The organism is Paenirhizobium selenitireducens ATCC BAA-1503 (assembly GCF_900492185.1).
Taxonomy (GTDB): Bacteria; Pseudomonadota; Alphaproteobacteria; order Rhizobiales; family Rhizobiaceae; genus Allorhizobium; species Allorhizobium selenitireducens_A.
Genome location: NZ_UEYP01000005.1, coordinates 302,145 through 329,114, shown reverse-complemented (window position 1 = coordinate 329,114; position 26,970 = coordinate 302,145). Strand labels below are relative to the sequence as shown.

Annotated in this window: 24 protein-coding genes; 12 read left to right on the top strand and 12 right to left on the bottom strand. The window is 64.1% G+C overall.

What is annotated here, in order from left to right; translation table 11 throughout:
* Positions 1-51: 51 nt before the first annotated feature.
* Positions 52-810, bottom strand: a complete 759-nt coding sequence (locus RHIZ70P_RS11790) for a response regulator transcription factor (RefSeq protein ID WP_115670493.1) — start codon at positions 808-810, stop codon at positions 52-54.
* The gene (locus RHIZ70P_RS11785) at positions 807-2,036 is read right to left on the bottom strand and encodes a GAF domain-containing sensor histidine kinase (RefSeq protein WP_115670492.1); all 1,230 of its coding nucleotides are present in this window, start codon (positions 2,034-2,036) and stop codon (positions 807-809) included. Before RHIZ70P_RS11785 ends, RHIZ70P_RS11790 begins: the two co-directional genes overlap by 4 nt.
* 282 nt (positions 2,037-2,318) lie before the next feature.
* Here RHIZ70P_RS11785 and RHIZ70P_RS11780 point away from each other — a divergent pair, with 282 nt between their 5' ends.
* The 6 genes from RHIZ70P_RS11780 (at position 2,319) to RHIZ70P_RS11755 (ending at position 9,352) form a co-directional block, all read left to right on the top strand.
* Positions 2,319-3,332: an ABC transporter substrate-binding protein gene (locus tag RHIZ70P_RS11780; protein WP_115670491.1), complete on the top strand. Its 1,014-nt coding sequence runs from the start codon at positions 2,319-2,321 to the stop codon at positions 3,330-3,332.
* Between the two features lie 111 nt (positions 3,333-3,443).
* Positions 3,444-4,904, top strand: a complete 1,461-nt coding sequence (locus tag RHIZ70P_RS11775; RefSeq protein ID WP_115670490.1) for an ATP-binding cassette domain-containing protein — start codon at positions 3,444-3,446, stop codon at positions 4,902-4,904.
* On the top strand, positions 4,901-5,845 hold the full coding sequence (locus tag RHIZ70P_RS11770) for an ABC transporter permease (protein ID WP_115670489.1): 945 nt from the start codon (positions 4,901-4,903) through the stop codon (positions 5,843-5,845). The genes RHIZ70P_RS11775 and RHIZ70P_RS11770 overlap by 4 nt, the downstream gene beginning before the upstream one ends.
* Complete coding sequence (locus RHIZ70P_RS11765; RefSeq protein WP_115670488.1) at positions 5,842-6,792, top strand: ABC transporter permease; 951 nt, start codon at positions 5,842-5,844, stop codon at positions 6,790-6,792. The genes RHIZ70P_RS11770 and RHIZ70P_RS11765 overlap by 4 nt, the downstream gene beginning before the upstream one ends.
* Positions 6,793-6,835: 43 nt before the next feature.
* Positions 6,836-7,756 carry an SMP-30/gluconolactonase/LRE family protein gene (locus RHIZ70P_RS11760; protein ID WP_115670487.1) on the top strand — a complete coding sequence of 307 codons (921 nt, stop codon included), beginning with the start codon at positions 6,836-6,838 and terminating at the stop codon, positions 7,754-7,756.
* A 66-nt stretch (positions 7,757-7,822) separates the two neighbouring features.
* A complete protein-coding gene (locus tag RHIZ70P_RS11755; RefSeq protein ID WP_115670486.1) occupies positions 7,823-9,352 on the top strand; it encodes a UxaA family hydrolase in 1,530 nt (509 codons plus the stop codon).
* Between the two features lie 102 nt (positions 9,353-9,454).
* On the opposite strand, the gene minE is transcribed toward RHIZ70P_RS11755, so the two are convergent.
* The 8 genes from minE to RHIZ70P_RS11715 all read right to left on the bottom strand — a co-directional run bounded on the left by minE (position 9,455) and on the right by RHIZ70P_RS11715 (position 16,646).
* Positions 9,455-9,715: a cell division topological specificity factor MinE gene (minE, locus tag RHIZ70P_RS11750; protein ID WP_115670485.1), complete on the bottom strand. Its 261-nt coding sequence runs from the start codon at positions 9,713-9,715 to the stop codon at positions 9,455-9,457.
* On the bottom strand, positions 9,712-10,527 hold the full coding sequence (minD, locus tag RHIZ70P_RS11745) for a septum site-determining protein MinD (RefSeq protein WP_115670484.1): 816 nt from the start codon (positions 10,525-10,527) through the stop codon (positions 9,712-9,714). Before minD ends, minE begins: the two co-directional genes overlap by 4 nt.
* A gap of 29 nt (positions 10,528-10,556) precedes the next feature.
* Positions 10,557-11,291, bottom strand: a complete 735-nt coding sequence (gene minC, locus RHIZ70P_RS11740; RefSeq protein ID WP_115670483.1) for a septum site-determining protein MinC — start codon at positions 11,289-11,291, stop codon at positions 10,557-10,559.
* A gap of 343 nt (positions 11,292-11,634) precedes the next feature.
* Positions 11,635-12,714 (bottom strand): DUF2218 domain-containing protein, encoded by a 1,080-nt coding sequence (locus tag RHIZ70P_RS11735; protein ID WP_115670482.1) that lies wholly within the window; start codon positions 12,712-12,714, stop codon positions 11,635-11,637.
* A gap of 50 nt (positions 12,715-12,764) precedes the next feature.
* Positions 12,765-13,577 carry an ABC transporter ATP-binding protein gene (locus RHIZ70P_RS11730; RefSeq protein WP_115670481.1) on the bottom strand — a complete coding sequence of 271 codons (813 nt, stop codon included), beginning with the start codon at positions 13,575-13,577 and terminating at the stop codon, positions 12,765-12,767.
* A complete protein-coding gene (locus tag RHIZ70P_RS11725) occupies positions 13,574-14,548 on the bottom strand; it encodes a FecCD family ABC transporter permease (protein WP_181904005.1) in 975 nt (324 codons plus the stop codon). Before RHIZ70P_RS11725 ends, RHIZ70P_RS11730 begins: the two co-directional genes overlap by 4 nt.
* A gap of 62 nt (positions 14,549-14,610) precedes the next feature.
* Positions 14,611-15,654: a FecCD family ABC transporter permease gene (locus RHIZ70P_RS11720; RefSeq protein WP_115670479.1), complete on the bottom strand. Its 1,044-nt coding sequence runs from the start codon at positions 15,652-15,654 to the stop codon at positions 14,611-14,613.
* Positions 15,651-16,646: an iron-siderophore ABC transporter substrate-binding protein gene (locus RHIZ70P_RS11715; protein WP_115670478.1), complete on the bottom strand. Its 996-nt coding sequence runs from the start codon at positions 16,644-16,646 to the stop codon at positions 15,651-15,653. The genes RHIZ70P_RS11720 and RHIZ70P_RS11715 overlap by 4 nt, the downstream gene beginning before the upstream one ends.
* A 338-nt stretch (positions 16,647-16,984) precedes the next feature.
* Here RHIZ70P_RS11715 and RHIZ70P_RS11710 point away from each other — a divergent pair, with 338 nt between their 5' ends.
* Positions 16,985-19,120, top strand: coding sequence for a TonB-dependent siderophore receptor (locus RHIZ70P_RS11710; RefSeq protein WP_115670477.1), 2,136 nt, complete (start codon positions 16,985-16,987; stop codon positions 19,118-19,120).
* Positions 19,121-19,161: 41 nt separating this feature from the next.
* Here RHIZ70P_RS11710 and RHIZ70P_RS11705 read toward each other — a convergent pair whose 3' ends face one another.
* Positions 19,162-20,055, bottom strand: a complete 894-nt coding sequence (locus RHIZ70P_RS11705; RefSeq protein WP_210209738.1) for a helix-turn-helix domain-containing protein — start codon at positions 20,053-20,055, stop codon at positions 19,162-19,164.
* Between the two features lie 348 nt (positions 20,056-20,403).
* On the opposite strand from RHIZ70P_RS11705, the gene RHIZ70P_RS11700 reads away from it, so the two are divergent.
* Genes RHIZ70P_RS11700 through RHIZ70P_RS11680 form a run of 5 tightly spaced genes read left to right on the top strand, consistent with a single transcriptional unit; the run spans position 20,404 to position 25,462 of the window.
* The gene (locus RHIZ70P_RS11700) at positions 20,404-21,240 is read left to right on the top strand and encodes a metallophosphoesterase family protein (RefSeq protein ID WP_115670475.1); all 837 of its coding nucleotides are present in this window, start codon (positions 20,404-20,406) and stop codon (positions 21,238-21,240) included.
* Positions 21,237-22,406 (top strand): ABC transporter ATP-binding protein, encoded by a 1,170-nt coding sequence (locus RHIZ70P_RS11695; protein WP_115670474.1) that lies wholly within the window; start codon positions 21,237-21,239, stop codon positions 22,404-22,406. Before RHIZ70P_RS11700 ends, RHIZ70P_RS11695 begins: the two co-directional genes overlap by 4 nt.
* Positions 22,399-23,334 (top strand): carbohydrate ABC transporter permease, encoded by a 936-nt coding sequence (locus RHIZ70P_RS11690; protein ID WP_115670473.1) that lies wholly within the window; start codon positions 22,399-22,401, stop codon positions 23,332-23,334. The genes RHIZ70P_RS11695 and RHIZ70P_RS11690 overlap by 8 nt, the downstream gene beginning before the upstream one ends.
* On the top strand, positions 23,334-24,170 hold the full coding sequence (locus RHIZ70P_RS11685; protein WP_115670545.1) for a carbohydrate ABC transporter permease: 837 nt from the start codon (positions 23,334-23,336) through the stop codon (positions 24,168-24,170). The genes RHIZ70P_RS11690 and RHIZ70P_RS11685 overlap by 1 nt, the downstream gene beginning before the upstream one ends.
* A gap of 26 nt (positions 24,171-24,196) precedes the next feature.
* The gene (locus RHIZ70P_RS11680; protein ID WP_115670472.1) at positions 24,197-25,462 is read left to right on the top strand and encodes an ABC transporter substrate-binding protein; all 1,266 of its coding nucleotides are present in this window, start codon (positions 24,197-24,199) and stop codon (positions 25,460-25,462) included.
* A 431-nt stretch (positions 25,463-25,893) separates the two neighbouring features.
* Here the strand turns inward: RHIZ70P_RS11680 and RHIZ70P_RS11675 are convergent, their stop codons facing one another.
* On the bottom strand, positions 25,894-26,889 hold the full coding sequence (locus RHIZ70P_RS11675; protein ID WP_115670471.1) for a LacI family DNA-binding transcriptional regulator: 996 nt from the start codon (positions 26,887-26,889) through the stop codon (positions 25,894-25,896).
* Positions 26,890-26,970: the final 81 nt, after the last annotated feature.

The following is a 26,970-nucleotide window of genomic DNA, read 5'->3' as shown; positions in this document are numbered from 1 at the left end:
GACCTTAGCGACCTGATTTACCGTGGAGTTCAAGCGGCGGAACGGATGCCCTCAGGCGGAAGCCGAGCGACGGTTGCTTGTCGTGCCCGGCTTGCGCTCCAGCCATTGCTCAAGTTCCGCCTCGGCGCGTTCCAGCGCATTGTGGTTGAGCAGCTTGCGCAGCAGCGCCACGGTCACCGCCCGGGCACGCAGATTGAAGCGGCCTTCCTCGGCATCCTCGCCGACCGGCTGATAGACGCCGAGTTTCTCATAGAGCTGCTGCAGGCGGTTCTGCACGCTGCGCAGCGACAGATTGCGGCGGCGCGCAATCGCCCTGTCGGTCAGCCCGAGGGCGATGTCGATCAAGATTTCATATTCCGAATCGGAAAAGCCCTTGGCATGGCCGAGGCTCTTCTGCTGCAGGCCGCGAACCTCCCGGTCGATCACGCATTGGCCCTCGATGAAGATCGAGCGCAGGGCGAGGCGCAGGCGTTCGTCAGACGCGGATTTCAGCACGTAGCCATAGGCCGCGCCCTCCGGCACGATGCGGGCAATGCCGCGCACATTGGCCTCGTCGGCATAGTTCGACCAGAACAGGATGTGGGTGTCCGGCCGCTCCTTCCAGATGGTGCGGGCGGCCTCGATGCCGTTTCGCGGGCTCATCTGCAGGTCCATGACGATGAATTCCGACCGCTGCTCGCGTGCCAGCTTCTCGCCGGTGAGGCCGTTCTCGGCCTCGAAAACGGTATCGCATTCCGGCAGGGCTGCGCGTACGGCCTCATTGAGATAGGCTCGGTGAAGTGCGTCGTCCTCGACAATCAGAACCTTCATGCGTGGTCCTCCTGTGCCTGATCCGGCAGCGGCATGCAGACGCGGACAAAGGTCTCGTCGTTCTCCCGGCCATAATTGAACCCGGCTGAAATCAGTCGGGCCCGGGTCGCCATGTTCTCCAGTCCGCTGCCGGGCCGTCGCGCCACCTTGCCGATACCGATGCCGCTATCGCGGATCTCCAGCAGCAATTTCCCATTCGAGCAGGCAAGGCGAACGGTGATCCGGTCACCCTGGGAATGGCGAATGGCATTGTTGATCGCCTCCTGGGCGATGCGGAACAGTGCGACCCGCACGGAATGGCCCAGCCGGTCGGTCGCACCATCAGTCTCGTCGAGAAGCTGATGATCGATGCTCATCCCGCTGTCCTTGACCGAGCGTTCGAGATGATTCTCGATGGCATCGGCAAGGCCGAACAGTTGCAGGACGGAGGGTCGGGCCTCCTCGATGATCTGCCTGAGGTCCTGCATCGAGTGCTGCAGGCTGCGAAACAGGGGCTCGAGCGTCTCGCCACTGATCGACGGCATGAGGCTCAGCCGTTCCAGCCGCTTGGCGAAACGGGTGAGGTCGGCCAGCGTCTGGTCGTGCAGGTCCATGCCGATCCTCTGGCGTTCGGCTTCCAGGGCCTCCGTCAGCCGCAAGGCGCCGAGGCGCAAGCCCTCCTCGCGCGCCCGCGCCTCGGCCTCGATGATGGCCGAGCGCTTCGCCTGCTCGGCGGCGCGCAGCGCGAAGAAATAGGGAGCGAGCAGGTCGGCGATCGAGCGGGCCCGCGCCAGGTCCGCCGCGGTATAGAAATCGGCTTGAAGGCTGGAGCAGGACAGGGCGCCGATGACCTCGCCGTGCACTTTGAGCGCGACGTGCAGGCGGCTCCGCAGACCATAGTCGAAAATCGGCTTGGAAAAGGCGCCGGGGAAGTTGAAGGCAGGGTCGGTGCTCGCATCGGCCGTCAGCATCTGATCGACCTTGCCGGTGAGGAGATCGCGGATCGGACTGTTGGCAATCAACGCCGCCGACCTCTTGCCCCAGTCGGTCTCGAAACCGCTCTCATAGGCGGTGTGGTAGGTGCTGCCCGGCGTGATGATGCAGACATCCATGTGGTCGTTGGGAATGATCAGGTTGATTTCCTTGGCCACCGCGCGTATGGCGGAATGGAAATCGAGTTGGCCGGCAAGCAGGCGCGAGATTGTCAGGTACTGGCCAAACAACGCGGCCGAGGCGTCTTCCAGCATCGTCTTCCTCCCTGGCGTCGAGGCTCCCTCCCGAGCCGCAAAACCATTTCCCATTACGCTATATTAGCGCAAGTTCAGCCAGCCGCGTCTTGCGGGGATCCGCAAATATCCTGCGGGATCCCGCAGGCTCCGTGCTTCAATTCGTCTATACAGCTTTTTTGATTTCCTCCATCCTGCTTTTCACTGAGGCGACAGACCTCAGGAAGCAACATTTCCGGATCAGCCGTTGAGGAGTGGCCCCGGAAATCCGCCGGATACCGACCGGCATCTTGGGAGAGAGACATGACCATCAGGAAAATACTCCTGGCGTCGGTGGCGCTGGTGTGCGCCGCGATGCCGATTTCCGCCCTTGCCGACACGTCCGGCAAGAAGATCGCCCTTTCCAACAACTATGCCGGCAATTCCTGGCGCCAGGCAATGCTGACCAGCTGGGACAAGGTGACCAAGGAAGCCGTGAAGGCCGGTGTCGTTGCCGCGGCCGATCCCTTCACCACGGCCGAGAACCAGGCGACCGAGCAGGCCGCGCAGATCCAGAACATGATCCTGGAGGGCTATGACGCCATCGTCGTCAATGCGGCTTCCCCGACCGCGCTCAACGGCGCCGTCAAGGAAGCCTGCGATGCCGGCATCGTCGTCGTCTCGTTCGACGGCATCGTCACCGAACCCTGTGCCTGGCGCATTGCCGTCGACTTCAAGGAAATGGGCCGCAGCCAGGTCGAATACCTGTCCAAGAAGATCCCGAACGGCGGCAATCTGCTCGAGATCCGCGGCCTTGCAGGCGTGTTCGTCGATGACGAGATTTCCGCGGGCATTCATGAGGGCGTCAAGCAGTTCCCGCAGTTCAAGATCGCCGGTTCGGTCCACGGCGACTGGGCCCAGGACGTCGCCCAGCGCGCGGTGGCCGGCATCCTGCCGAGCCTGCCGGAGATCGCCGCCGTCGTGACCCAGGGTGGTGACGGCTATGGCGCCGCCCAGGCCTTCGAAGCCGCCAAGCGCCCCATGCCGACCATCGTCATGGGCAATCGCGAGGACGAACTGCAGTGGTGGAAGAAGCAGAAGGACGCGAACGGCTACGAGACCATGTCGGTCTCGATCGCGCCGGGCGTCTCGACGCTTGCCTTCTGGGTCGCGCAACAGATCCTCGACGGCAAGGACGTGAAGAAGGATCTCGTGGTGCCCTTCCTGCGCATCGACCAGGACAATCTCGAGAAGAACCTCGAGACCACGGAGAAGGGCGGCGTCGCCAACGTCGAATACTCGCTCGAGGACGCGCAGGCGGTCATCAACGGCAAGTAACGGTCTCAACACGGCGGAGCTTCACGCCGCCGTGACTCCCGCCACCCGGCGCCCCCAACCTGGCGCCGGGTGGTCATCCCATGAATTTTCGGACGAACATTGGCCAAAGGCATGAGTATTGAAGCCGAACAGCAGGCGGTCGTCTCCGCGCGCGGGATCAGGGTCGAGTTCGGCGCGGTCAAGGCGCTCGACGGCGTCGACCTGACCATCCTTCCCGGCGAGGCGGTCGGACTGGTTGGCCATAATGGTGCCGGCAAGTCGACCATCGTCAACGTGATCAATGGTGGACTGCTGCCGCATCAAGGCACGATCGCCTATGGCGGCGAGGAGGGTGCCGGTGGCGTCGCCACGGCCCGCGCCAACGGCGTACGCTGCGTGTTCCAAGAACTGTCGCTCTGCCCGAACCTCACCATTGTCGAGAACACCCGCGTCATGCATGCCGGGTTGAAGGGTTTCGGCTGGCGCAAGCGGGCATTGTCGCTCATTCGCAGCAAGCTCGACGAGATCTTTCCCGGCAATCACATCGACTGCTCCGCGACGGTAGGCGAACTGTCGATCGCCGAGCGGCAGATGGTGGAGATCGCCATCACCTTTGCCGCAGTCACCGAGGCGCCGCGTCTGGTCATCCTGGACGAGCCGACCTCGTCGCTGGACGCAGGCCTTGCCGAGCAATTGCTCGCCCATGTCCGGCGTTTCGTCGCGTCGGGCGGGTCGGTGCTGTTGATTTCCCATATCCTGGGCGAGATCCTCTCGACCTCCAGCCGGATCGTCGTGATGAAGGATGGCCGGGTGGTGACGTCGCGGCCGGCGGGCGGGTTCAGCGTGCATAGCCTCGTCGAAGCCATGGGCAGCGTGGTCAAGGAACGCATGCGCGGGGTTGGCAAGGAGCGTCAAGATGCGCCCTTCACGATCGACCGACCGCCCGAGGAGGGGTCGCAGATCGGCTTTCGTGCCCGCAGCGGCGAGATCATCGGGCTTGCCGGACTTGGCGGACATGGCCAGACCGACATGCTGCTTGCTCTGTTCCGCGACCGTAGCGGCAACTGGCTTCCCGGTCACGGTGATGCGATTGCCTTCGTTGCCGGCGACCGCGCGCTCAACGGCACCTTTCCCCTCTGGAGCATATTGAAGAACCTGTCGATCGGCAGCCTGCCGCATCTTTCGCGGCTTGCCGCGATCAACGCACCGCGAGAATGGGCACTCGGCGCAGACTGGAAGCAACGCATGGAGATCCGCACGCCGGACATGAACAATCCGATTCTCTCGTTATCCGGCGGCAACCAGCAGAAGGTGCTGTTTGCCCGGGCGCTCGCCACCAAAGCCGATATCGTGCTGATGGACGACCCGATGCGCGGCGTCGACATCGGCACCAAGCAGGAGGTCTATGCCATTCTGAGATCGGAGGCCGACCGCGGCCGGACATTCATCTGGTACTCCACCGAAATGGACGAGATCTGCCTGTGCGACCGGGTCTATGTGTTCAGGGACGGGGCGATTGTCGCGGAACTCGTGGGCGACGCGATTGAGGAGAAGAGCGTCCTGGCCGCATCCTTCTCGGGAGATGCGGCATGAAGACACCTTCCGCATCCACCCTGCGCCTGATGCTGCCGGCCGTGTCGCTTGCGATCCTGCTGGCCGCCATCTTCTACATGCAGCCGCGGGCCATGAGCTATACCGGGCTCAATCTGCTGTTCAATCTGGCCGTACCGATCGCGCTTGCGACGATCGCCCAGATGCTGATCATCGCGGTCAACGATCTGGACCTGTCGATCGGTACTTTCGTCAGTTTCGCCGCCTGCGTCACGGCGGTCTACATGCCGACCGCCCCGTTGACGGCGATCGCCATCCTGGCTGCCGCGATCGCCGTCTATGCCGCGCTCGGTATGATCATCCACGTGCGCGACCTGCCGTCGATCGTCGTCACGCTCGGCATGAGCTTCGTTTGGGGCGGGCTGGCCGTCATCATTCTGCCGGCGCCGGGCGGCGAAGCACCGGCCTGGTTGCGCGCGATGATGATTTCCAAGCCGCCGCTCCTGCCGATGGCTATTGTCGCAAGCCTGCTGATCGCACTGGTTGCCCACCTTTTGGTCATGCGCACCACCTTCGGCGTGCTGATGCGCGGCGTCGGCGGCAATGCGCGATCGGTTGCGCGCGCCGGCTGGTCGGTGCTGTGGATCAAGGGTGCGACCTATGCGGCGGCGGGCTTCTTCGCCATCCTGTCGGGCATCGCGCTGGTTGGTCTCACGACCTCGGCGGATGCCAATATCGCACTGCGCTACACGCTCCTGTCGATCGCCGGCGTCATCCTCGGTGGCGGTGAATTCGTCGGTGGACGCGTCTCGCCGGTCGGTGCCGTGATCGGCGCGCTGACGCTGACATTGGCCGGCTCGTTCCTGTCCTTCCTGCGCATCTCGCCCGACTGGCAGATTGGCGCGCAGGGGGCGATCCTCATCATCGTGCTCGGGCTTCGGCTGGTGCTCAATCGCCGCAGCCAGGAGGAGAAGCAGCCATGACCCGCCTGACCTCTCTCTCCCGCAAACCCTGGATCTGGTCCTTCGTCGCCGCCATCGCGACCTGGATCATAACGGTGCTGTTTACCGGAGGCGCCAGTTCAGCGGGCCTGTCCCAGGCCGCGCTCACCTTTGGCGCCTTTTCCATCATTGTCGGTCTCGGCCAGATGCTGGTGATCACCCTTGGGCCGGGCAATGTCGATCTCTCGGTGCCGGCGACGATGACGCTGTCGGGGACCATCGCACTCAAGGTGATGGATGGGCAGGATTCGCTGATTGTGGTCGGCCTGCTCCTGGCAATCCTGATCGGCGTGGTCGTCGGCGTGCTCAATTACGCGCTGATCAAGCTGCTGCGCATTCCGCCGATCATCGCCACTCTGTCGATGAGCTTCATCGTCCAGTCCTCGGCCATATGGTACAATCGCGGCCTCAGGATCAAGCCGCCCGAGGCCCTGGCGCAGTTCACCACCTCGACGACGCTCGGCATTCCCAACATCGCGCTGGTGGCGCTTGTATTGTCCGTGGCGGTGTGGTGGCTGCTGGATCGGGCCATCTTCGGACGCTGGATCTCGGCGATCGGCCAGAGCCGTTTCGCTGCCCGCATGGCCGGTATCCCCGTCGACGGCTCGCGCCTGCTGACCTATGTGCTGTGCGCTGTGCTCGCGGCCACCTGCGGCTATCTGCTGGCGAGCTTCTCCGGCGGCGCCGCGCTCAACATGGGATCGGAATATCTGCTGATGTCGATCGCCGTGGTGGTCATCGGCGGCTCGGCGGTCGCCGGCGGAAATTCCAATGTGCCGGGCATCTGGGGTGCATCGCTCTTCATGTTCCTGGTCGTCTCGATGCTCAACACCTATGGCTTCGGCGCAGGCGTGCGCCTGATCCTCACCGGCCTGATCATCTTCACCGTCATCCTGCTCGCAAGCCGTCCTCAGCGTGGCGCCCGGTGATGTATCGTTTCATTTCATTTTCCAGCCTTTCGGGAACACGGCCATGGTGACTGTCCCTTCATCGATCTACGAAATCAGAGATCCCCGGTTTCGGCAGTTGATCGTGCCGAGTGCCGGGCTGGATGAGCTCTATTCCGATTGCCGCTGGGCGGAAGGCCCGGTCTGGTTCGCCGATCTCAACTGCCTTTTGTTCAGCGACATCCCCAACCAGCGCATGCTCCGCTGTTCGCCCGGCGGTGAGGTGTCGGTCTTTCGCGAGCCGTCCAATTTCACCAATGGCAACACCCGTGACCGCCAAGGCCGGCTGATTTCCTGCGAGCATGGAACGCGCCGCGTGACCCGCACGGAAGTCGATGGAAGCATCACGGTACTTGCTGAAAACTATCAGGACAGAAGGCTCAATTCGCCGAACGACGTGGTGGTCCGATCGGATGGCAGCGTGTGGTTCACCGACCCCACCTACGGCATCCTGTCCGACTATGAAGGTTACCGCGCCGAGCCCGAGCAGCCGACCCGCAATGTCTACCGGATCGATCCGGCAAGCGGCGCGCTTTCGGTGGTCGCCGACGATTTCCGCCAACCGAACGGTCTGGCCTTCTCGCCCGACGAGACCATGCTCTATGTGGCTGATTCCGCAAGAAGCCACGACGAGACGGCGCCGAGCCATATTCGTGTCTTCGACGTCGAGGACGGCTCCCGCCTGGTGAACGGTCGGGTGTTCTGCAATCTCGACAACGGCATTCCCGACGGATTGCGCACCGACACAGCCGGCAATGTCTGGACCAGTGCGGGTGACGGCGTGCATTGCTTCGCGCCTGACGGGACCCTGCTCGGCAAGATCCTGGTGCCGCAGACCGTCGCCAACCTGACCTTCGGCGGGCCGCGTCGCAACCGGCTCTTCATCACCGCAACGCGCTCGCTCTATGCCGTCTACACCACGGCCACCGGCGCCCAGTGTCCATGAGGCAGCTTGCCGAATCGGGCATCGGACCTCACCTCTTTGCATCATTTCTGCCAGGGAGCCCCGGCCATGAACGCTGCCATTTCGCCGATCATCATCCTGAACCCCGCCGATGACGTTGGCGTCGCCCGCAAGGTGATTGCCGCAGGCGCGCCGGCTGGGCCGGAAGGGCTGGTGGCCAAGGTCCAGATCGGGCGCGGCCACAAGATCGCGCTGCATGCCATCCCCAAGGGGAAGGAGGTGCTGAAGTTTGGCCAGGTCATCGGGGTCGCGTCGGAACCGATCGAGGCCGGGGCGCATGTGCATCTGCACAATCTGTCCATGATCGAATCGCATCACGCCTACGAATTCGGCGGTGTCCCCGGCCCGGAACTGCTGCCAAAGGCCGAGCGGCGCACCTTCATGGGCTTTGACCGGGGGGCGGGTGGTGTCGGCACCCGCAACTACATCGGTATCATTTCGTCGGTGAACTGTTCGGCGACCGTCTCGCGCTACGTGGCGGAGCATTTCAACCGGCATCACGGGCTCGAGGGTTTTCCCAATGTCGACGGGGTGGTCGCGCTGACCCATGGGGGCGGCTGTGCGATCAACACCAAGTCCGAGGGTTATGAGATCCTGACCCGGACCATCCAGGGCTATGCCCGCCATCCGAATTTCGGCGGCATCCTGATGATCGGGCTGGGTTGCGAGACCAACCAGATCGCCCCCATCCTGGAGCATTACAAGCTTGCCGAAGGCGCGCTTCTCAAGACCATGACGATCCAGCACACCGGTGGCACGCGCAAGACCATCGAGGCGGCCTGCGAGGCGATCCAGGAAATGCTGCCGATCGTCAATGCGGTCGGCCGCACGCCCCAGCCACTGTCCGGCATCAAGCTTGCGCTCGAATGTGGCGGATCGGATGGCTATTCAGGCATTTCGGCCAATCCGGCACTCGGCTTTGCCTCTGATCTGCTGGTCCGGAACGGAGGTACGTCGGTGCTGGCCGAGACGCCGGAGATCTATGGCGCCGAGCATCTGCTGACCCGTCGCGCGGTCAGTCCGGCGGTTGCGCAGAAGCTTCTCGATCGGATCGAGTGGTGGCGCAACTACACGGCGCGAAACGGTGACGAGCTGAACAACAATCCTTCCTTCGGCAACAAGCTGGGCGGGCTCACCACCATTCTTGAGAAGTCCCTCGGGGCGGTCGCCAAGGGCGGCTCCATGCCGCTGTCGGCGGTCTACGAATATGCCGAGATGATCACCGAACCCGGCTTCGTCTTCATGGATACGCCCGGCTATGACCCGGTCGCGGTAACGGGCCAGGTGGCGGGCGGCTGCAACGTCATCTGTTTCACCACCGGGCGCGGCTCGGTCTCCGGTTTCAAACCCGCACCCTGCATCAAGATCGCCACCAATTCCGAAATGTACCGCCACATGCAGGAGGACATGGACCTCAACTGCGGCGACATCGTCACCGGCGACGATACGATCGAGGCTGCGGGCCGGCGTATCTTCGAGGAGGTGATCGCCGTTGCTTCGGGCAAGAAGACCCGCAGCGAGGAATTCGAATACGGCGACAACGAGTTCGTGCCCTGGCAGGTCGGCGCGGTCACCTGAGGGATTCGGACCCTCCCTTGCCAGGTTGAAAGCGGCACGTAACCTGCGAGCCTCAAAAGCAAGACGGGCCAATCGGCGATTGGCCCGTGCCAATATCACTTCTCAAGCCGCCAGTCTGGCGCCATCCAGCGGGATCTCGACTTCGATCTCGAGGATCGACACGTGCTGGTCGCGCTCCATGGTGACGTGAACCTTGTCGCCATCGACCTGTACGTGCCGGGCGATCACCGCGAGGATCTCCTCGCGAAGCACGGCGACGAGATCGGAGCCCGCCGAGGCGCGTTCATGGGCGAGAAGAACCTGCAGGCGCTCGCGCGCGGTCGGTGCAGACTTCTGTTTGCGGAACAGGCTGAAAATGCTCATGCTGCCCTCCGCGCGAAAATCTTGCCGAAGAGCCCCCGCTTTTCGCCGGGGATCTCAATGGGCACTTCCTCGCCGCAAAGCCTGCGCGCCGCGTCGAAATAAGCGAGCGCCGGTGCGCTACGGGCATCGGCAAGGGTGACCGGTGCGCCGATATTGGAGGCACGCAGAACATCCATGCTTTCCGGAATGATGCCGAGAAGGGGGATCGACAGGATCTCCAGAACGTCGTCGACCTTGAGCATGTCGCCGCGCTGGGCCCGGTTGGCGTCGTAGCGCGTCAAAAGCAGGTGCTTTTCCATCCGCTCGCCCTGTTCGGCCTTCACGGTCTTGGCGTCGAGCAGGCCGATGATGCGGTCGGAATCGCGCACCGACGAGACTTCTGGATTGGTCACCACGACGGCCACGTCGGCATGGCGCATGGCGAGCGTCGCGCCGCGCTCGATGCCGGCGGGGCTGTCGCAGATGACCCAGTCGAAATAGCGCCTGAGGTCGTTGATCACCTGTTCCACGCCCTCGGGCGTCAGATTGTCCTTGTCCCGGGTCTGGGAGGCAGGCAGCAGGAAGAGCGTGTCCACGCGCTTGTCGCGGATCAGCGCTTGCTGAAGCTTGGCGTCGCCCTGGATGACATTGACCAGATCATAGACGACCCGGCGTTCCGCACCCATGACCAGATCGAGATTGCGCAGGCCGACGTCGAAGTCGACCACGACGACCTTCTCGCCACGCTGCGCGAGCGCTGCACCCAGTGCGGCGCTCGAGGTTGTCTTGCCAACCCCGCCCTTTCCCGACGTGACGACGACTACCTTCCCCATCTTAATCTCCTGTTCTTCGCCTTTCCGGCTCAATTGAGTTTGTCTGCCTTGAGCGTCTCGTCGTCGAGCCACCACTGTACGGGTTGTCCGCGAAGCTCCGGCGCCATGTCCTCTGCCATCTTGTAGATGCCGTCGATGGCCACCAGTTCGGCTTCGAGCTTGCGGCAGAAAATACGGGCCGATGCGTTGCCCAGCGATCCGGCCATGGCGCGTCCACGCAGGGCGCCATAGATGTGAATGGAGCCGCCGGCGATGACTTCGGCGCCCGAGGCGACCGAGCCGATCACGGTTACGTCTCCGTCGGCGAAGGTGACCGACTGGCCCGAACGGACCGGCTCGCGGATGATCAGCGACTGGAGCGCCTGGCGCGTGACAGGCGGCTCCTCGGCCTTCGTCTCCGTAGCCGGCGAAACTTCGGCCGCCTCGCTCGTCGCCACTTCGAAATCGGCGGCCGGGCGGCCACCCTTCAGGGCGGGCGGCATTCCGGGCTCGATCAGCGAAGGCCTTCCGCCCTCGATGCCCATGACGCTGACATTGCGTTTGCGAAGCCCAGCCAGCAGATCCTTCAGCTGCGGACGATCGATGGCCAGATCCGTGACGTCGAGGACGACGGGACGGCCAAGAAAGAAACCCGCCGAACGCGCGGCGAGGTCGTCCAGCCTTGCCAGCCACTCGTCGAGCGGCAGATCGGGCGAGAGTACGACCGCCATAAAGGAGCGGCCCTTGATTCGGATCGAGCGGGCGTCTGTTAGCACTTTGGTCATCTGGGTTAATGATTGGTTAGTTCTTGCTAGCCTCCCCATGGTTAACAAAGCGTTAACGCGCTTGCGCGGCGAGCGCCGGCCAGAAAGTTTTTGCCTGCTTCACAACAAGTGGCAGGTCGATCGACCGGGTGAGGATGATGGTCATTTACAGGTCATCGACTTCCCGGCGCGAAAGCGCGGCAGCCTGATGAAGCCGGCGGCTCGCATAAGAGCTGCCGGCTAGGAAGGGGATTATTCGCTAACCCGGCCACGATCAGAGATCATCGTCGTTTCGGTCTGCGAGGATCGCCCTTCGCCCGAGGTGCTGGTCAGGCTGCCGATGAGCATGGCGCCGTCTTCGCTTTCACCTCAGGGAATCGCTGTCGCGTCCACGCCACCAGTACCAGGCGAGGTATTTTGCCTTCCGGTCCGGCTGGCGGGCCTTCAGAAAGCTTCGGATGCTGCGCAATTCCTTCTTTTCACACGCGGCCCAGATGAAGGTCTCGGCATCGAGTGATCCGATCGCCGCCATCGCCTCGTCGGCCAGCACGGTCGTCGCACCTGCCGGATACCGGGCGCGATGAAGCCAGCGCACCTCCAGCGAGCCCTGGCTGGGAAGCGGCTGCTCCTCCGCCTCATCCTCGACCTCGATGATCGCCCGCAGGCGCGTGCCGGGTTCCGCCTCGGCGGCGATGCGGGCAATCGCCGGCAGCGCCGTTTCGTCGCCGGCGAGGAAGATTGACTGGGCCCGAGGATGGCCTCCGCCACCGGGGCCCAAAAGCGCCACCTTGTCGCCGGGCAGAGCGTCGCGGGCGAAATCCGCGCCGGGGGTGCGCACGCCCGGTGCCGGATGCTGAAGAATGTCGATCCACAATTCGCGGCGTTCGACATCGACGGCGCGGATTGTGTAGACGCGCGCGAGAAGCGCGTCTTCTCCTTCCGGCCAGGCAAGGCGCCCGTCGGCGCGAATGCCGGGCCAGACCGGCGGCCTGCCCCTTGGCGGGACGAGAAGACGGACGTGCATGTCGCCGTCGATATAGGGGGACACATCGGCGCAGGCGACTTTGACCCGACGCATGCGAGGCGTGACATCCTCAACCGAGACGACGATCGCCTCCTGGAGATTGGCCAATCTGGTCTGCGGCGGCGGATCGGACCAGTTCAGTTCGAACGGGTCGTCCCCGGCGAAATAGAACAGGTGTTCGGCCAGCATGGTGCGGGTCAGTTGCAGCGTCTCCGCCGTGGGGCAGGCAAGCTCGATCAGCAGCCTGTCACCCTCGGCGCGGATGCCGGCGGAGCCTATCTCGCTTCTCAGCAGGACCTGGTTCTCGTTCCTCTGGACATCGGAATGCTCGACGAAATGCTCGCAGATCTCGTCGAGCATGCCGGCGACATCCTTCGGCAGCGCCGTGCCGGAAAGCGTGAATTGCTGGGTGCCAGTCATGGCTGGTGCTCCTTGTGAATACGCTTGGGGCGGGGTCGTCGATCGGGTCTTCAACATGACGGATCGCTCGTCATGCGGTGCCGCCCTATCGGCAGCATGATCGGCCTGCCGGAGGTCGGATCGGTGATGATGCGGCTTTCAAGGCCGAAAACCTCGCGCACGGTCTGTTCGCTCAACACATCCTCCGGCCGGCCGGCGACATGCAGGCGTCCACTTTCGATCGCCACGAGGTGATCGGCATAGCGGGCCGCCAGATTGAGGTCGTGCAGCACCATGACGATCGTCGTTCCGCGCGTGTGGTTGAGATCGGTCAGGAGGTCGAGGACCTCGACCTGATGGCTGATGTCGAGAAAGGTTGTGGGTTCGTCGAGCAGAAGGATTTCCGTCTGCTGCGCCAGCGCCATGGCGATCCACACTCTTTGGCGTTGCCCGCCGGAGAGCTCGTCCACCGGTCGATCCGCGAGATCGGCGGTCTTCGTCGCGTTGAGGGCGCCCGCCACGGCCTCGTCGTCCTGGCGAGTCCAGCGCGAAAACATGCCCTGGTGGGGATGGCGGCCGCGGCTGACGAGGTCTGAAACGGTGATCCCTTCGGGCGCAATGGGAGACTGCGGCAGGAGCCCCAGCGTTCGCGCCAGCTCGCGGGTCGGGGTCCGGTGGACCGACTTGCCGTCGAGCAGGACGTGACCCTGGCGCGGTGCGATCAGCCGCGACATGGTGCGCAGCAGGGTGGATTTGCCGCAGGCATTGGCGCCGACGATCGTGGTGATCTTGCCGGGCGGGACGGCAAGGCTCAGCTCGTTCAGAACGAGCGCTTCGCCATAGCCCGCCGAAAGCGCGCTTGCGGTGAGGGAATGCATGGTCATAGTGACCCTCCCGTCCTGTTGACCCGGATGATGAGATAGATGAGGTAGGGCGCGCCTAGGGCCCCGGTCACCACGCCCACGGGATAGCGGGCCGGCAGAAGGAACTGCCCGCAATAGTCGCCGACGAGCACGAGCGTCGCGCCGACCAGTGCCGAGGGAACCAGCAGCGAGCCGCTGCCGCCAACCATGCGCGCGGCGATCGGGCCGGACAGGAAGGCGACGAAGGCGATCGGACCGGCGACCGCCGTTGCGATCGAGATCATGCCGACCGCCGAGACGATGACGAGAATGCGGGTCGCCGAAACACTGACGCCGAGGGCCGCTGCCGTGTCGTCTCCCAGTCTCAGGGCCTCGAGGTCGCGCGTGCGGGCGAGCAGCAGACCGCCGAAGAGTATCAACCCCATCAGGAGGGGTAGCGCCTGGTCGAGCTGCGCCCCGTTGACGCTTCCGGTCAGCCAGCGCATCGCCTCCTGCAGGTTCCACGTCGGGGCGCGCGACAGGAGATAGGCGGTGATGCTCTCCAGCATGGCAGAAACGCCGATGCCAACGAGGATGAGACGCGTTCCGGCGACGCCGTTTTGAAACGACAGCCCGTAGACCAGAACGGCGACGCCGAGGCCCGCAGCCACGGCGAAGATGGACACCACCGGCCCGTCGAGCGAAAGCACGACGATGGCGAAGACGGCGGCCGTGCTGGCGCCCGAGCTGATGCCGATGATGTCCGGGCTCGCCAGCGGATTGCGCAGCATGGTCTGGAAGGCGACTCCGCCAAGGCCGAAGCTCGCGCCGGCGAGGATCGAAAGGACCGCGCGGGGAAGGCGCAGCTGGCCGATGGCAAAGGCCACGCCCGGCAGGTCTTCGCCCCAGAGGACACGAATGACGTCTCCCGGCGGCGTGTACGACTGCCCGCGCAGGAGGGTCAGGCCGAACATGACGACCAGAACGACAAGAAGACCAAGGACGACGACCATGAGCCCGCGCGCGCGACGGCGGCGGCCTGCTGCGATCCCGTCGGTGGATGCCAAGGGCAAAGTCACAAGTCCCGAACCCTCTGCCGTCTGACGATCCAAATGAAGAAGGGTGCTCCGACCAGGGCGGTGACGATGCCGACATCGAGTTCGGCGGGTCGCGCCACGATGCGCCCAAGCACATCTCCCGCCAGCAGCAGGCAGGCGCCGCCGAGAGCCGAGAACGGCAAGAGCCAGCGATGATCGATGCCGATGAACAGGCGGCAGACATGCGGCACGACCAGCCCGACGAAGCCGATCGGGCCGCAGATCGCCGTCGTCGCGCCGCAAAGAAGGACGGCTCCCAGGGCGGCGACGGCGCGGGCCACGGCAACGCGCTCGCCAAGCCCGGCCGCCAGGTCGTCGCCCAGCGCCAGCGAGTTCAGTCTCCTGGCCGACAAGAGGCTGATGGCAAAACCGACGAGCAGGAAGGGGAGGACGTGGGAAATGCGCTCGAAGGTCGCTCCTCCGACACCGCCGACCTGCCAGGCACGTATGCCGCCGGCTATGTCGTTGCGCGGCAGGACCACGGCGATCACCAGCGAGGCGAAGGCGATCGAGGTCGCCGCGCCGGCAAGGGCGAGCTTGAGAGGGGTTGCGCCGCCTCGCCCGTGGGAGCCGATGGTGTAGACGAAGACGGCGGAGCAGGCCGCACCGAGAACGGCCACCCAGATATAGGCATAGGCCGAGGTGATGTTGAACCAGGCGACGGCAATGACGACGGCCAGCGACGCACCCATGTTGACGCCGAGAATGCCCGGATCGGCCAGCGGGTTGCGCGTCACGCCCTGCATGACGGCACCGGCGAGACCCAGCGCCGCTCCGGCGACGAGGGCAAGCGCCGTGCGCGGGATGCGCATGGCGACCGCAGCCTGACCAATGCTGTCGACCTGCCCGTGCAAGGCGGCAAGAATGTCGGACCAGGCGACGTCGCGCGTGCCGATCGCGAGCGACATGACGCACAGAGCAGCGACGGCCGCGATCATCGCCGCCAACCCGAGGGATCGCATGCGGTTCGATCGTGCCGCGACGGCGGCAGGCGTGAGGGACGTCCCATCTCCGGCGGTCATTTCGTCTTTCGGGCCGCTTCGGCAAGCAAGGCGACATAGTCCTTGAGCACCCAGGCGATCGACAGCGGCGTGGGATTGGCCGCCGTGCCGACGGGATCCCTGCCGAGCGTGACCACGGCGTTGTGGGCGACGGCCGGCATGCGCGCCAGGAGCGGGTTGGCGCTCATTGCCTCAATAAGCTGGTGGTCTCCATAGGTCACGACGATGTCGACGTCGTCAAAGGCGTCGATCCGTTCGGCGCTGATCGACCCGGAAAAACTGTTGCCCGCCGAGGCGTCGGTAACGCTTTTCGGCGTTGCGAGGCCGAGATCCTTGAAGAACCTGACGCGCGTGTCGTGGGTGGTGTAGAAATTGACCATGCTGAGGTCGGTGGCATCGAGATGGGTGACGAACATGGCCGACTTGCCCCTCAGGTCGGAATGGGCGGCGACTTCCGCGGCAATCTTCGCCTCGATCTCGGCGATCAGCACCTCGCCCTCGCTCGCCATGCCGAGAGCGGCGCTGTTGAGGCGGATCATGTCGCGCCAATCGGTCGACCAAGGCGTTTGGGGGTAGGCGACAACGGGCGCGATCTGGCTGAGCGTATCGTAGTCGGCCTGGCTCAGGCCCGAATAGGAGGCCAGGATCACATCGGGCCTGGTGGCGGCGACGGCCTCGAAATCGATGCCGTCGCCTTCATCGAACAGGACCGGCATGTCGACCTTCAGTTCGGCCAGTCTTTCCGCCACCCAGGGCAGGAGGCCATCAGCGTCGTCATCGCCGAAATTGGCGGCGGCAAAGCCGACAGGAACGATGCCGAGCGCTAGGGGGACCTCGTGGTTCGCCCAGGCGACGGTTGCCACCCGTTCGGGTTTTTTCGCGATGACGGTCGTTCCGAGTGCGTGCCTGATCGTCACCGGGAAGACGGATTCCCCGGCGCCGGCGCCACCCGCCGCGAGAAGCGGCAGGCATGCGGCGACCAGAAACAGGCACAAGCGGAGGAAGCAGGACATGCGTCAACTCTCGACGTTTTTAAGTTGACTTTTTCTGTCAGCTTCATCAGGCAAGGTCAAGCATGTTGCCGGGCAAGCCGCGGAAGGAGAACGAACTTTCCGGGGAATCCTACAAAATACGGAAAAACTACAATACCGGACAAATTTTCTCAAGTTAAAAGCCCCTTGAAGGGGATATCGGACAGTCTCTGCCGTCTGCCGCGACCGAGAGGGGATCTCGTTTGCCGGGACGGGCGGAGGTTCGCGCACGCGATGTTCTCCCGACCCACCCATTCGGCCAGGCCGGCGCCCCTGCCGGCTGACGGCATTGCATACGTCAAGAAATTGTGGAGCCAGACATGGCAAGAGTAAGAACAGCCGGAAACCCGGGACAGGTTTCCATCCGCTACCGCACCGCCGTCCTGTTGGGCTGCACGGCACTGGTCGCCTTCGCTCCGGCCGCGCTGAAGGCCGAGGAGGCGGAAAGCGCGAACGGGTCCACCGTTCTCGAGACGATTACCGTTCAGGGCGGTGCCAGCGGCAGCGACGACGATTCGAAGACGATCGTCGCGACGAAGACCACGGGCGTCGGCAAGATGCCGACGGATATCCTGGTGGCGCCCGCCTCCGTCTCCGTCATCACCGCCAAGGAGGTGCAGGAGCGCGGCGCGAATAGCGTCGAGCAGGTCGTGCAATACACATCGGGCGTGGTTACCGACTATTACGGCTCGGATGACCGTTACGATTATTTCAAGATCCGCGGTTTCACGCCGTTCACCTATCGCGATGGAATGGTGATCGGCCGCACCTGGAGTGGGTTACGTGAGGAGCCCTATGCCTTCGAGCGCATCGAAGTGCTGAAGGGCGCCAATTCCACCGGATTCGGGGTTTCCGATCCGGGCGGGTCGGTGAACTATGTGACGAAGGTGCCGAAGAGCGAACGCTTCGGCGAGGTCTACGGCACGGGCGGCTCGTTCTCACACAAGGAGGCCGGCTTCGATTTCGGCGACAACCTCACCGAGGACGATACCCTCTCCTACCGGTTGACCGGCAAGTTCCAGCGCTCCGACGCCGAGTACGATTTTTCGCAGGACGACGAGAACTTCATCATGGGCGGCCTGACCTGGCGTCCGACCGACATGACCAGCCTGACCTTCGTCTTCGATCATCTGGACCGGGACGGTACGCCGAGCGGTGGCGGTCATCCGCGCGGCACGGATCTCGACAGGGACAGTTTCTTCGGCGAGCCGGACTACAATTACGACACGACGAACAGGAACACCTACAGTGTCATGTTCGACCACGATTTCGGCAACGGCCTGACCTTCAACTCCAGTGCGCGCTACAGCAAGTCCGACACCGGATTCGGCTACGCCTACATCTGGGATGCGCTGGGTGCCGACGACCCGGCGGATACCATGGTGAACCGCTCCTACTTCGGCAGCGAGAAGTCGACCGAGCAGTTCATCATCGACGCGCATCTGCTTTACGAGACGAATTTCAACAACGTGGAAAGCCGCACCCTTGTCGGCGCCGAATACAACAAGTTCGACTCGGTCGGCAGCAACTACTACGTCGCCGCCCCTGACATCGACTTCGAGAACCCGGTCTACTGGGGCGGGCCAGGCGCTCTTTCGCCCTATAGCAGCACGGAAAACAACCAGAAGACCAAGGCGCTCTATCTGCAGCAGGATCTGACCTTCTACGACAAGCTGACCGCGAGCGTCGGGCTGCGCAATGACTGGCTCGATCTTAGTGAAACGGATCGGCTGGCAAACACCACGGAAAGCGGTGACTACAGCGAAATGACGCGGCGCTTCGGTCTGTCCTACAAGATCACCGAGGAGTTGGCGGTCTATACCAGCTATGCCGAGTCGGTCGCCCCGCCGAGCACCGGAACCGAGCCCACTGCCGGCAAGCAGTATGAGGTCGGCATCAAGTATCGACCGGACGCCTTCCCGGGCCTCATCACCGCTTCCGTCTACGACCTGACGATGGAGAACATCACGACCTACGAAGCGCCGGTATACCTGCCGGCGACGGTCGAGAAGATCCGCCATCGCGGCCTCGATCTCGAGGCCAAGGTGGAGGTGACGAACAATGTCAGCGTAATCGCCGCCTATTCCTACATCGATTCACAGATCGTCGAGAAGGGTGGCGCCTATGACGGCAACCGTTTCGCCCAGGTGCCAGAGCATCTGGCCTCGCTATGGGGCACCTACACGCTGGAAGGCGATGGACGTCGTGGCGACATGACCTTCGGGCTCGGGGCTCGCTATATCGGCTCGTACTACTTCGACAACGCGAATACCCGCGAGTCGGACGGCGCGGTGGTGTTCGATGCGGCCTATACCTACAAGATCCAGGAGAACACCACCTTCCAGCTGAACGTCAGCAATCTGTTCGACGAGAAGCACATCGCCAATGATGACGGTGGGGCCTATTACTATAATCCGGGCCGCACGATCTACGCGACGCTGCGCCAGACCTGGTAAGCGATCGGCCCCACCCGAATGGTTCGGGTGGGCTTGCTGTTTCAGGATGATGCCTGCGCACGACGCCAGGTGGCGGGGGTCTGGCCGACGACCTGGCGGAACACCTTGGTCAGGTGGGCCTGATCGCAAAAGCCGAGCTGGGCCGCGATGTCGACGAGGCTGAGGTCGCCCTTGACCAGCAGGGCCTGCGCCGCCTCGATGCGCCTGCCGAGTTGCCACTGAAGCGGCGTCTTTCCCGTCGTCTGCCGGAAGACGGTGGAGAACCAGCTTTCCGAGAGGCCGACGACCTCGGCCATCTCGGCGACCGTCATGCGCCGGTCCAGGCTCGCGTTGACGCAGGAGACCAGCTTGTTCATCTGCGCCTGGGTCAGCCTTCCATTGGCCGTTTCATCCTCGTCCGTGGGGATGTCGAGCAGACCGGTGACGATGCTGCCGACCAGGCTCTCTGCATAGGCCGCATGACGCCTGGGTTTCGAGACTTCGTCGACGACCAGACCGGCAAGCGTGGCGATGGGCCCGACATCCTGGATTTCCACCGGACGCCGGAGGATCGAGCGGGCCACCGAGCCGCCCACCGAAGGGGTCAGGAAGCGCAGCAGGCGGTCCCTGTGCAAATGCAGGTCGAGATGCGAGAAGCGATGGGGGCTGGTAAATCTTGTCCACAGCGGGACGCCGGCCGGCACGTATAGCGCCCGCGTCATCGGTCGGTCATGCTGCCCGAAGCCGCTCTCCCGGTTCGACATGCGGATATGGGGGGAAACCTCGTTGAAGAAGATCACGATGCGCGGGTCGGGAGAGAGGTAGTAGGCGTTGGCGCCTGCCTGCCCCTCTGCGTCCCAGAACACGCCGACGAGCCCCTCCAGCCCGCGCCATTTGGCCGGAGCCACGGGCTGGATTCCGTCGGTCCGGCATGTCATGGAGTGTCGATAGGTCACTTCGGATATGTCTCCGCCTTAAGAGATGCGTGGCACGCTCAGGAAACAAGGCACGGGATCGGATCGTCCGGAGGCCTGTACCTTGAATGATCGTCCCGCGGACCGGGTCGGGTTCCGGACACCCGTGCCCGATTATCCTGAACGGAATTATCATGTTTGTGAGGGATGGCAAGTGGTCCCGAGGCGGGTGGCGCGGGGGCAGGACCTTGTGAAACTTCGATGACGATATTGGAAGAACACTGAAACGCCTCTCAAGCGGCTGACACGCTGAGCCCCTAAACACATCGCCGAGAGTGCCGGCTTCGCTTCAGATCCGGCTGCAATCCCGCGTCGACAAGGTGCCAGCCCATGAAAATCGTCCAGATCAGCGATACGCATTTCAGCCCGTCCAAGCCGCACTTCAACGGCAACTGGGAGCCCATTCGCCGCTGGATCGAGGCGGTCAAGCCCGACCTCGTCTTGCACACCGGCGACCTTACCATCGACGGCGCCGACCAGGCGGACGACATCGTCTTCTCCATGGGGCTGCTCGGCGAACTCGACGTGCCGGTGCTCGTCGTTCCCGGCAATCACGACGTCGGTCACATGCCCGGCTCGAACCAGCCGATCGATGATGTCCGGCTCGAACGCTGGCGCCGCCTTGCCGGTCCCGATCGCTTCGCCAAGGATATTGGCGGCTGGCGTCTGATCGGCCTCAACAGCCTGCTGATCGGGTCTGGCCATGCGGAGGAACAGGCGCAGTTTGACTGGCTCGTCGAGACGCTGGAAGGTCGCGAAGGCCGCCGCGTGGCGATCTTCGCCCACAAGCCGCTGTTCGTCGACGATCCGGCCGAGGGCGATACCGGCTATTGGGGTGCCCGCCCCGCCGAACGCCAGCGCCTGTTCGACCTCATCGCCGCCCATGACGTGGCGCTCTATGCCAGCGGCCACCTGCACTGGACCTGGCAGGGCGAACTGGGTGCCACCCAGCTGCTCTGGGCGCCGCCGACCTCCTTCATCATCGACAAGCTGGAGCGCGAAATGCCGGGCGAGCGCCTCGTCGGAGGCGTGATCCATCACTTGGAGGACGACGTGACGAGCGAGATCGTCGCGGTCTCCGGCATGATCGCCCATGTGCTCGACGAGGTGATCGACGAGGTCTATCCGCGCAATGCCGCCGCGGCTGCGACGGAGGCGGCCGAATGAGCGCGTTCAGCCTTCGCGACATCAACAAGTCCTATGGCGGCAACAGCATCCTGAAGGGTGTCAGCCTCGAGGCCGAGGCGGGCGAGTTCATCGCGCTGGTCGGACCGTCCGGCTGCGGCAAGAGCACGCTGCTGCGCATTGTCGCCGGCCTCGATCATGCCGACCATGGCGAGATTGTCATTGGCGGCGAGGAAGTCTCCGGCAGGGCAGCCGGTGATCGCAACATCGCCATGGTGTTCCAGTCCTACGCGCTTTACCCGCACCTGACCGCCGGCCAGAACATCGCCGTTCCGCTCGCCATGCGGCGCCTGTCGACGGCCGGGCGCCTGCCGCTGCTGGGTGGCATGCTGGCGGGCCAGCGGCAGATCCGCGCCGACATCCAGCGCCAGGTGCAGGACATGGCGTTTTCCCTGAAGATCGACCATCTGCTCGACCGCAAGCCGGGACAGATGTCGGGTGGCCAGCGCCAGCGCGTGGCGCTCGCCCGCGCCATGGTGCGCCAACCCAGCGTCTTCCTGATGGACGAGCCGCTGTCGAACCTCGACGCCAACCTGCGCGTTCATGCGCGCGGCGAGATCGTCGAGCTGCACCGCAAGGCCGGCGTGCCGACGCTCTATGTCACCCACGACCAGTCGGAGGCTCTCTCCATGGCCGACTGCGTCGCCGTGATGATCGGCGGACGCCTGCTGCAGCTCGACAGCCCGCGCCGGATCTATGACGATCCGGCCCACCTCGAAGTCGCCAAGTTCCTCGGCCAGCCGCGCATCAACGTCCTGTCGACCGTGGTGGACGACAAGGGCCTGGTGCAGGCTGGCGACATCCGCCTTGCGACCCGTCTCCACCTGAAGTCCGGCGCGCCGGTGACGGTCGCCTTCCGTCCGGAATTCGTGGCGCTCGCGCCGGCCGGTGAAGGAAGCCTGCCGGCCCGCATCGAGCGGCTGGAATTCCTCGGCTCGGAAGTGGTGGTCTTCACACGGCTTGTCGGCATGGATGGCATCGTCGTGGCAAAGATCGCGCCCGCCGAGGCGGTTGGCCTTGCCGCCGGCCAGCGCATCGATGTGAAACTCGACCCCGCCGCCATTCTGCTGTTCGACGAAAACGGCGAGCGGCTTTCCGCCAGCATCGCCATGGTCTCTGCCGAACGGTCGGAGGTCCTGCATGGCTAGTCTGGCCCTCGATGCCGGCCGGCCGCCGGTTGCGCGCTCCGCTGCCGAAGCGGCGAAACGTCGTGAGGCGCGCATCGCCCTGCTGCTTGCGGCGCCGGCCGTCCTGCTGCTCTTGCTGTTCGTCATCCTGCCGACGATCGCCGTGATCTTTCTCGGTTTCACCGATTTCGAGCTCGGCTATGCCAGCTTCAACTTCGTCGGTTTCGAGAACTATGCCGATCTCCTGAAGGACCGCACCTTCAAGAAATCGCTGTGGAACACCACGGTCTATGCGGCGATCGTCGCGCCCACGTCGATGGCACTCGGGCTCGGCATCGCGCTTTTGATCGAATCCGAGGGCTGGGGCAAGAGCCTGTTCCGCACCGCCTTCTTCCTGCCCGTCGCCTCGCTGCTCGTCGCCATGGCGACGGTGTGGCAATATCTCTTCCATCCGACCATCGGCCCGATCAACACCGCGCTTGCGCTCATCGGCATCGACGGGCCCAACTGGCTCGGCGCCTCGAGCACGGTGATGACCAGCCTGTCGATCATCGGCATCTGGCAGGCCACCGGCTTCAACATGGTCTTGTTCCTCGCCGGCCTCTCGGCCATCCCGCGCGAGCTTTACCAGGCGGCGGAAGTCGACGGTGCACGCTCGGCGCTCTCCCGCTTCCGTCTCGTTACCTGGCCCATGCTCGGGCCGACCACGCTGTTCGTCACCACGATCAGCATCATCAATTCGGTCAAGGTCTTCGAGACCGTGAAAACACTGACCGAAGGCGGTCCGAACAAGGCGTCGGAAGTGCTGCTCTTCACCATTTACCAGGAGGGGTTCGTCTTCCTCAAGGTCGGCTACGCCTCGGCGATGACGGTCATCTTCCTGGCGATCCTCGTGTCGCTGATGTTTCTCCAATACCGCGTCATGGACCGGAAGGTGCACTACGCATGATGATGACCGATCGTTTCACGCCCGGCCGCGCCCTGCGCCTTGCTTTGCTGACCCTCGGCGCCATTGTCTTCCTGGCGCCCTACATCTTCATGATCTCGACCGCCGGCAAGGCGCAGAGCGAGATCTTCTCCTCCTCGCTCAACCTCATCCCGCAGACCTGGTCCTATGCGGAGAATTTTGCCAAGGCCTTCGGCCGGGTGTCGATGGGCGGCCTGCTCTTGAACGGGGTGATCGTCTGCGGCCTGATCCTCGTCGTCCAGGTGCTGGTGGCGATCCCTTGCGCCTATGCCATGGCCAAGCTGTCGTTTCGGGCTGCCCGCCTGATGATGGCGCTGGTCATGCTCGGCCTGCTCGTGCCGATCCATGCGACGGCGCTGCCGCTCTACGTCGCCTTCGACCGGCTGTCGGTGCTCAACAGCTATTTCGCCCTGGTCGCGCCCTTCTCCATCTCGGTCTTCGCGATCTTCCTCTTCCTGCAGTTCTTCCGCGGCATTCCCGACGATCTCATCCATGCGGCCCGCCTCGACGGCATGTCGGAGGCCGGCATCGTGGCGCGGGTCGTGGTGCCGAATGCCTGGCCGGCGATCACCGCCTTTGCGATCTTCTCGGTCGTCGCCCACTGGAACGACCTGTTCTGGCCGCTGATCGTCGTCACCAACCAGGCCTATGCCACGCCGCCGCTCGGGCTCCTCTACTTCCGCGCGGCGGAAGCCGGCGACGACTACGGCGCGCTGATGGCGGCCACCCTCATCATCACCCTTCCCCTCGTGCTCGCTTTCCTGCTCGCGCAGAAGCGCTTCGTCGAGGGTATCACCATGACCGGTCTGAAAGGCTGATCGGTCGAAACCCAAGGAGACCTGCGATGACCTATCTCAAGAAGGCGCTCGCCGCGGCAGCGGTGACGCTGTCCGTGAGCATGCCTGCCCATGCCGAGACCACGCTCAACGTGCATTATCCGATGCCGGGCTTCTTCAAGGACGTGATGGACACGATCTCGAAGAAGTTCATGGAAGAAAACCCGGACATCAAGATCACCTTTGCCAACCCCTCGGCGACCTATGAGGAAGGCATCCAGACCATCATGCGCCAGGCCGGCACGGCCGAAATGCCGGATGTCACTTTCATCGGCCTCAACCGCCTGCGCATGGTCAACGAGCGCGACATCCCCGTTGATCTGACACCGTTCATGGCCAAGGACGGCAACATGGCCGAGCAGGGCTTCTCGGATAACATCCTGAAGCTCGCCCAGGTCCAGGGCAAGCAGGTCGGCCTCGCCTTCGCCACCTCCAACCCGATCATGTATTACAACGCCGATCTCGTTCGCAAAGTCGGCGGCAATCCGGACCAGCCGCCGAAGACCTGGGACGAGGTCATCGCCTTGTCGTCCAAGATCAAGGCGCTCGGCGACGGCAATGAAGGCATCGACTTCCGCTGGCAGGGCGACGACTGGATGTTCTCGGCCCTGCTGTTCGGTGCCGGCGGCAAGATGCTGAACGACGACGAAAGCAGCGTGGCCTTCAACGGTCCGGAAGGCGTCAAGGCCTTCGAACTGGTCGACCGCATGGTCAAGGAAGGTGGCCTTCCGGTGTTCACCAAGCAGGCCGGCGAACAGGCCTTCGTTGCCGGCAAGGTCGGCTTTGCCTTTCAGACCACCGGCGCGCTGCGCAACACCATCAAGAACGTCGGCGACAAGTTCGACCTGCGCACCGCCCATATCCCGCTGATCGATCCGGTCAACGGCAAGCTGCCGACCGGCGGCAACGCCGCCGTCATGCTGACCCGCGACGCGGAAAAGCAGGACGCCGCCTGGAAGTTCATCAAGTTCGCCGCCGGCCCGTACGGTGCATCGGTCGTCGTTCCCGGCACCGGCTACGTGCCGAACAACGAGCTTGCCGCCAAGTCGCCCGACTATCTCGGCAACTTCTACAAGGAAAACCCGCTGTTCCGCGCCGGCCTCGAGCAGATGCCGCTGATGCAGCCCTGGTATGCCTTCCCCGGTTCGAACGGCGTGAAGGTCACCCAGACCATCGTCGAGAACCTGTCGCGCGTGGTCGAGCAGTCGGCCGAGCCGAAGGAAGCCCTCGACGATGCCGCCGCCGAAGTCGAAGGCCTGCTGCCGCGCAGCTAAGCCTGTTGCTTCGTCACGGACGACCTGACGAAAGACGCGTCGCTCGCATCAGCGGCGCGTCACACTTTTGGCAAGCGCATGCCGGCGTTTCACTATGCCACGGCTGAATTCACGGTGGGGTCCCCGGATTCCTCTTATCCCCAGCGGGGAGAAGATGCCCGAAGGGCAGATGAGGGGGTCCCCTGGGCCACGCCACGGTCGCTGGTGTCGGTTCTGGGCGCGCTTTGGTCGGCTGTCCGCGGTAGCACACGTCATGCTCCGGTCGTTTGGTCAGGGGCTTCGCCCCCTCATCCGGCGCCACGCGCCACCTTCTCCCCGCTGGGGAGAAGAGAAGCGGACGCCGATCACCGTGCCATAGACGACCAGAACGACTTGCCTCTTGTCGAGGATATGGCTTCTCTCAGCCGTTTTCCATCGTTGGAAGACTCGGATCAACAACCCTGGCCGATCTGGCGGACCGTGCCGCCGGCATTCAGTTTGTAGCCGAGCGTGAGATGGCGGGGCGTTGCCGAGTTTTCGGCGATGTCGAGGAGCAGGGAGGCCGCCGTTGCGCCCATGCTGGCATCGGCCATCTCGATCGTCGTCAGGGGCGGATGCACCAGCCGGCCGATGGCGATGCCGTCGAAGCCGGCCACCGAGACGTCGCCGGGAACCGAAAGCCCTTCGCGGCGAAGGGCGCTGATGACGCCCAGGGCCAGAAGGTCGTTCGAGGCGATGATGGCGGTCGGGCGGTGAAGCGACATCGCCTGGGCGAGGTCGAGGTCGTCGTAGCCGGTGGTGAATGAGATCTGCAGGGCTTCTTTGATCGGCAGCCCGCCCACCTCCATGGCGTTTCGGTAGCCTTCATAGCGGAGCCTGGCGCGGTCGGAACTCTCGAAGCGGCCCGAGACGAACAGGATCCGCTGATGCCCGTGTTCGATCAGATGCGTGGTGATCTCGCGCCCGGCAAGCCGGTTGTCGGTCGTCACGGCGGCGGGAAAGCGGGACGTCGGCAGGTTGTTGAGCAGCACGGTCGGGGGCAGGAAGGCGGGCAGGGTCGACTGGCTCTTCAACGGGTCGCACACGGTGAGGATCAGGCCGGTCGGCCTTTCCGCCAGAAGATAGTCGACGGCATCGGCCTCGCGCGACGGGTCGTAGTCGGACTGGGCGATCAGCACGCCGTGGCCCGAGACCCGCATGCGGTTCTGGATGCCGGACAGCGAGGCGGCGAAGACAGGATTGGTGATGCTGGGAATGAGCACGCCGATCACCGGCCGGCGCCGCCCCGGCGGAAGGGTGCGTTCGATGCGGTGATAGCCGAGATCGGAGGCCGCCTTGCGCACGCGCCGCACCATGCCCTCGCTGACCGGTCCGCTGCGGTTGAGCACCCGGCTGACCGTGGCCATGGAGCAGCCGGCTCGCGATGCGATTTCCTCGAGTGTCGACATCTGTCTCGCTTGCTATGTCGTTGCGAAAGTCTGGCGGGGTCGCGGATCGTTCGTGATGGCAGCCCAAAAAGGGATCGGCCG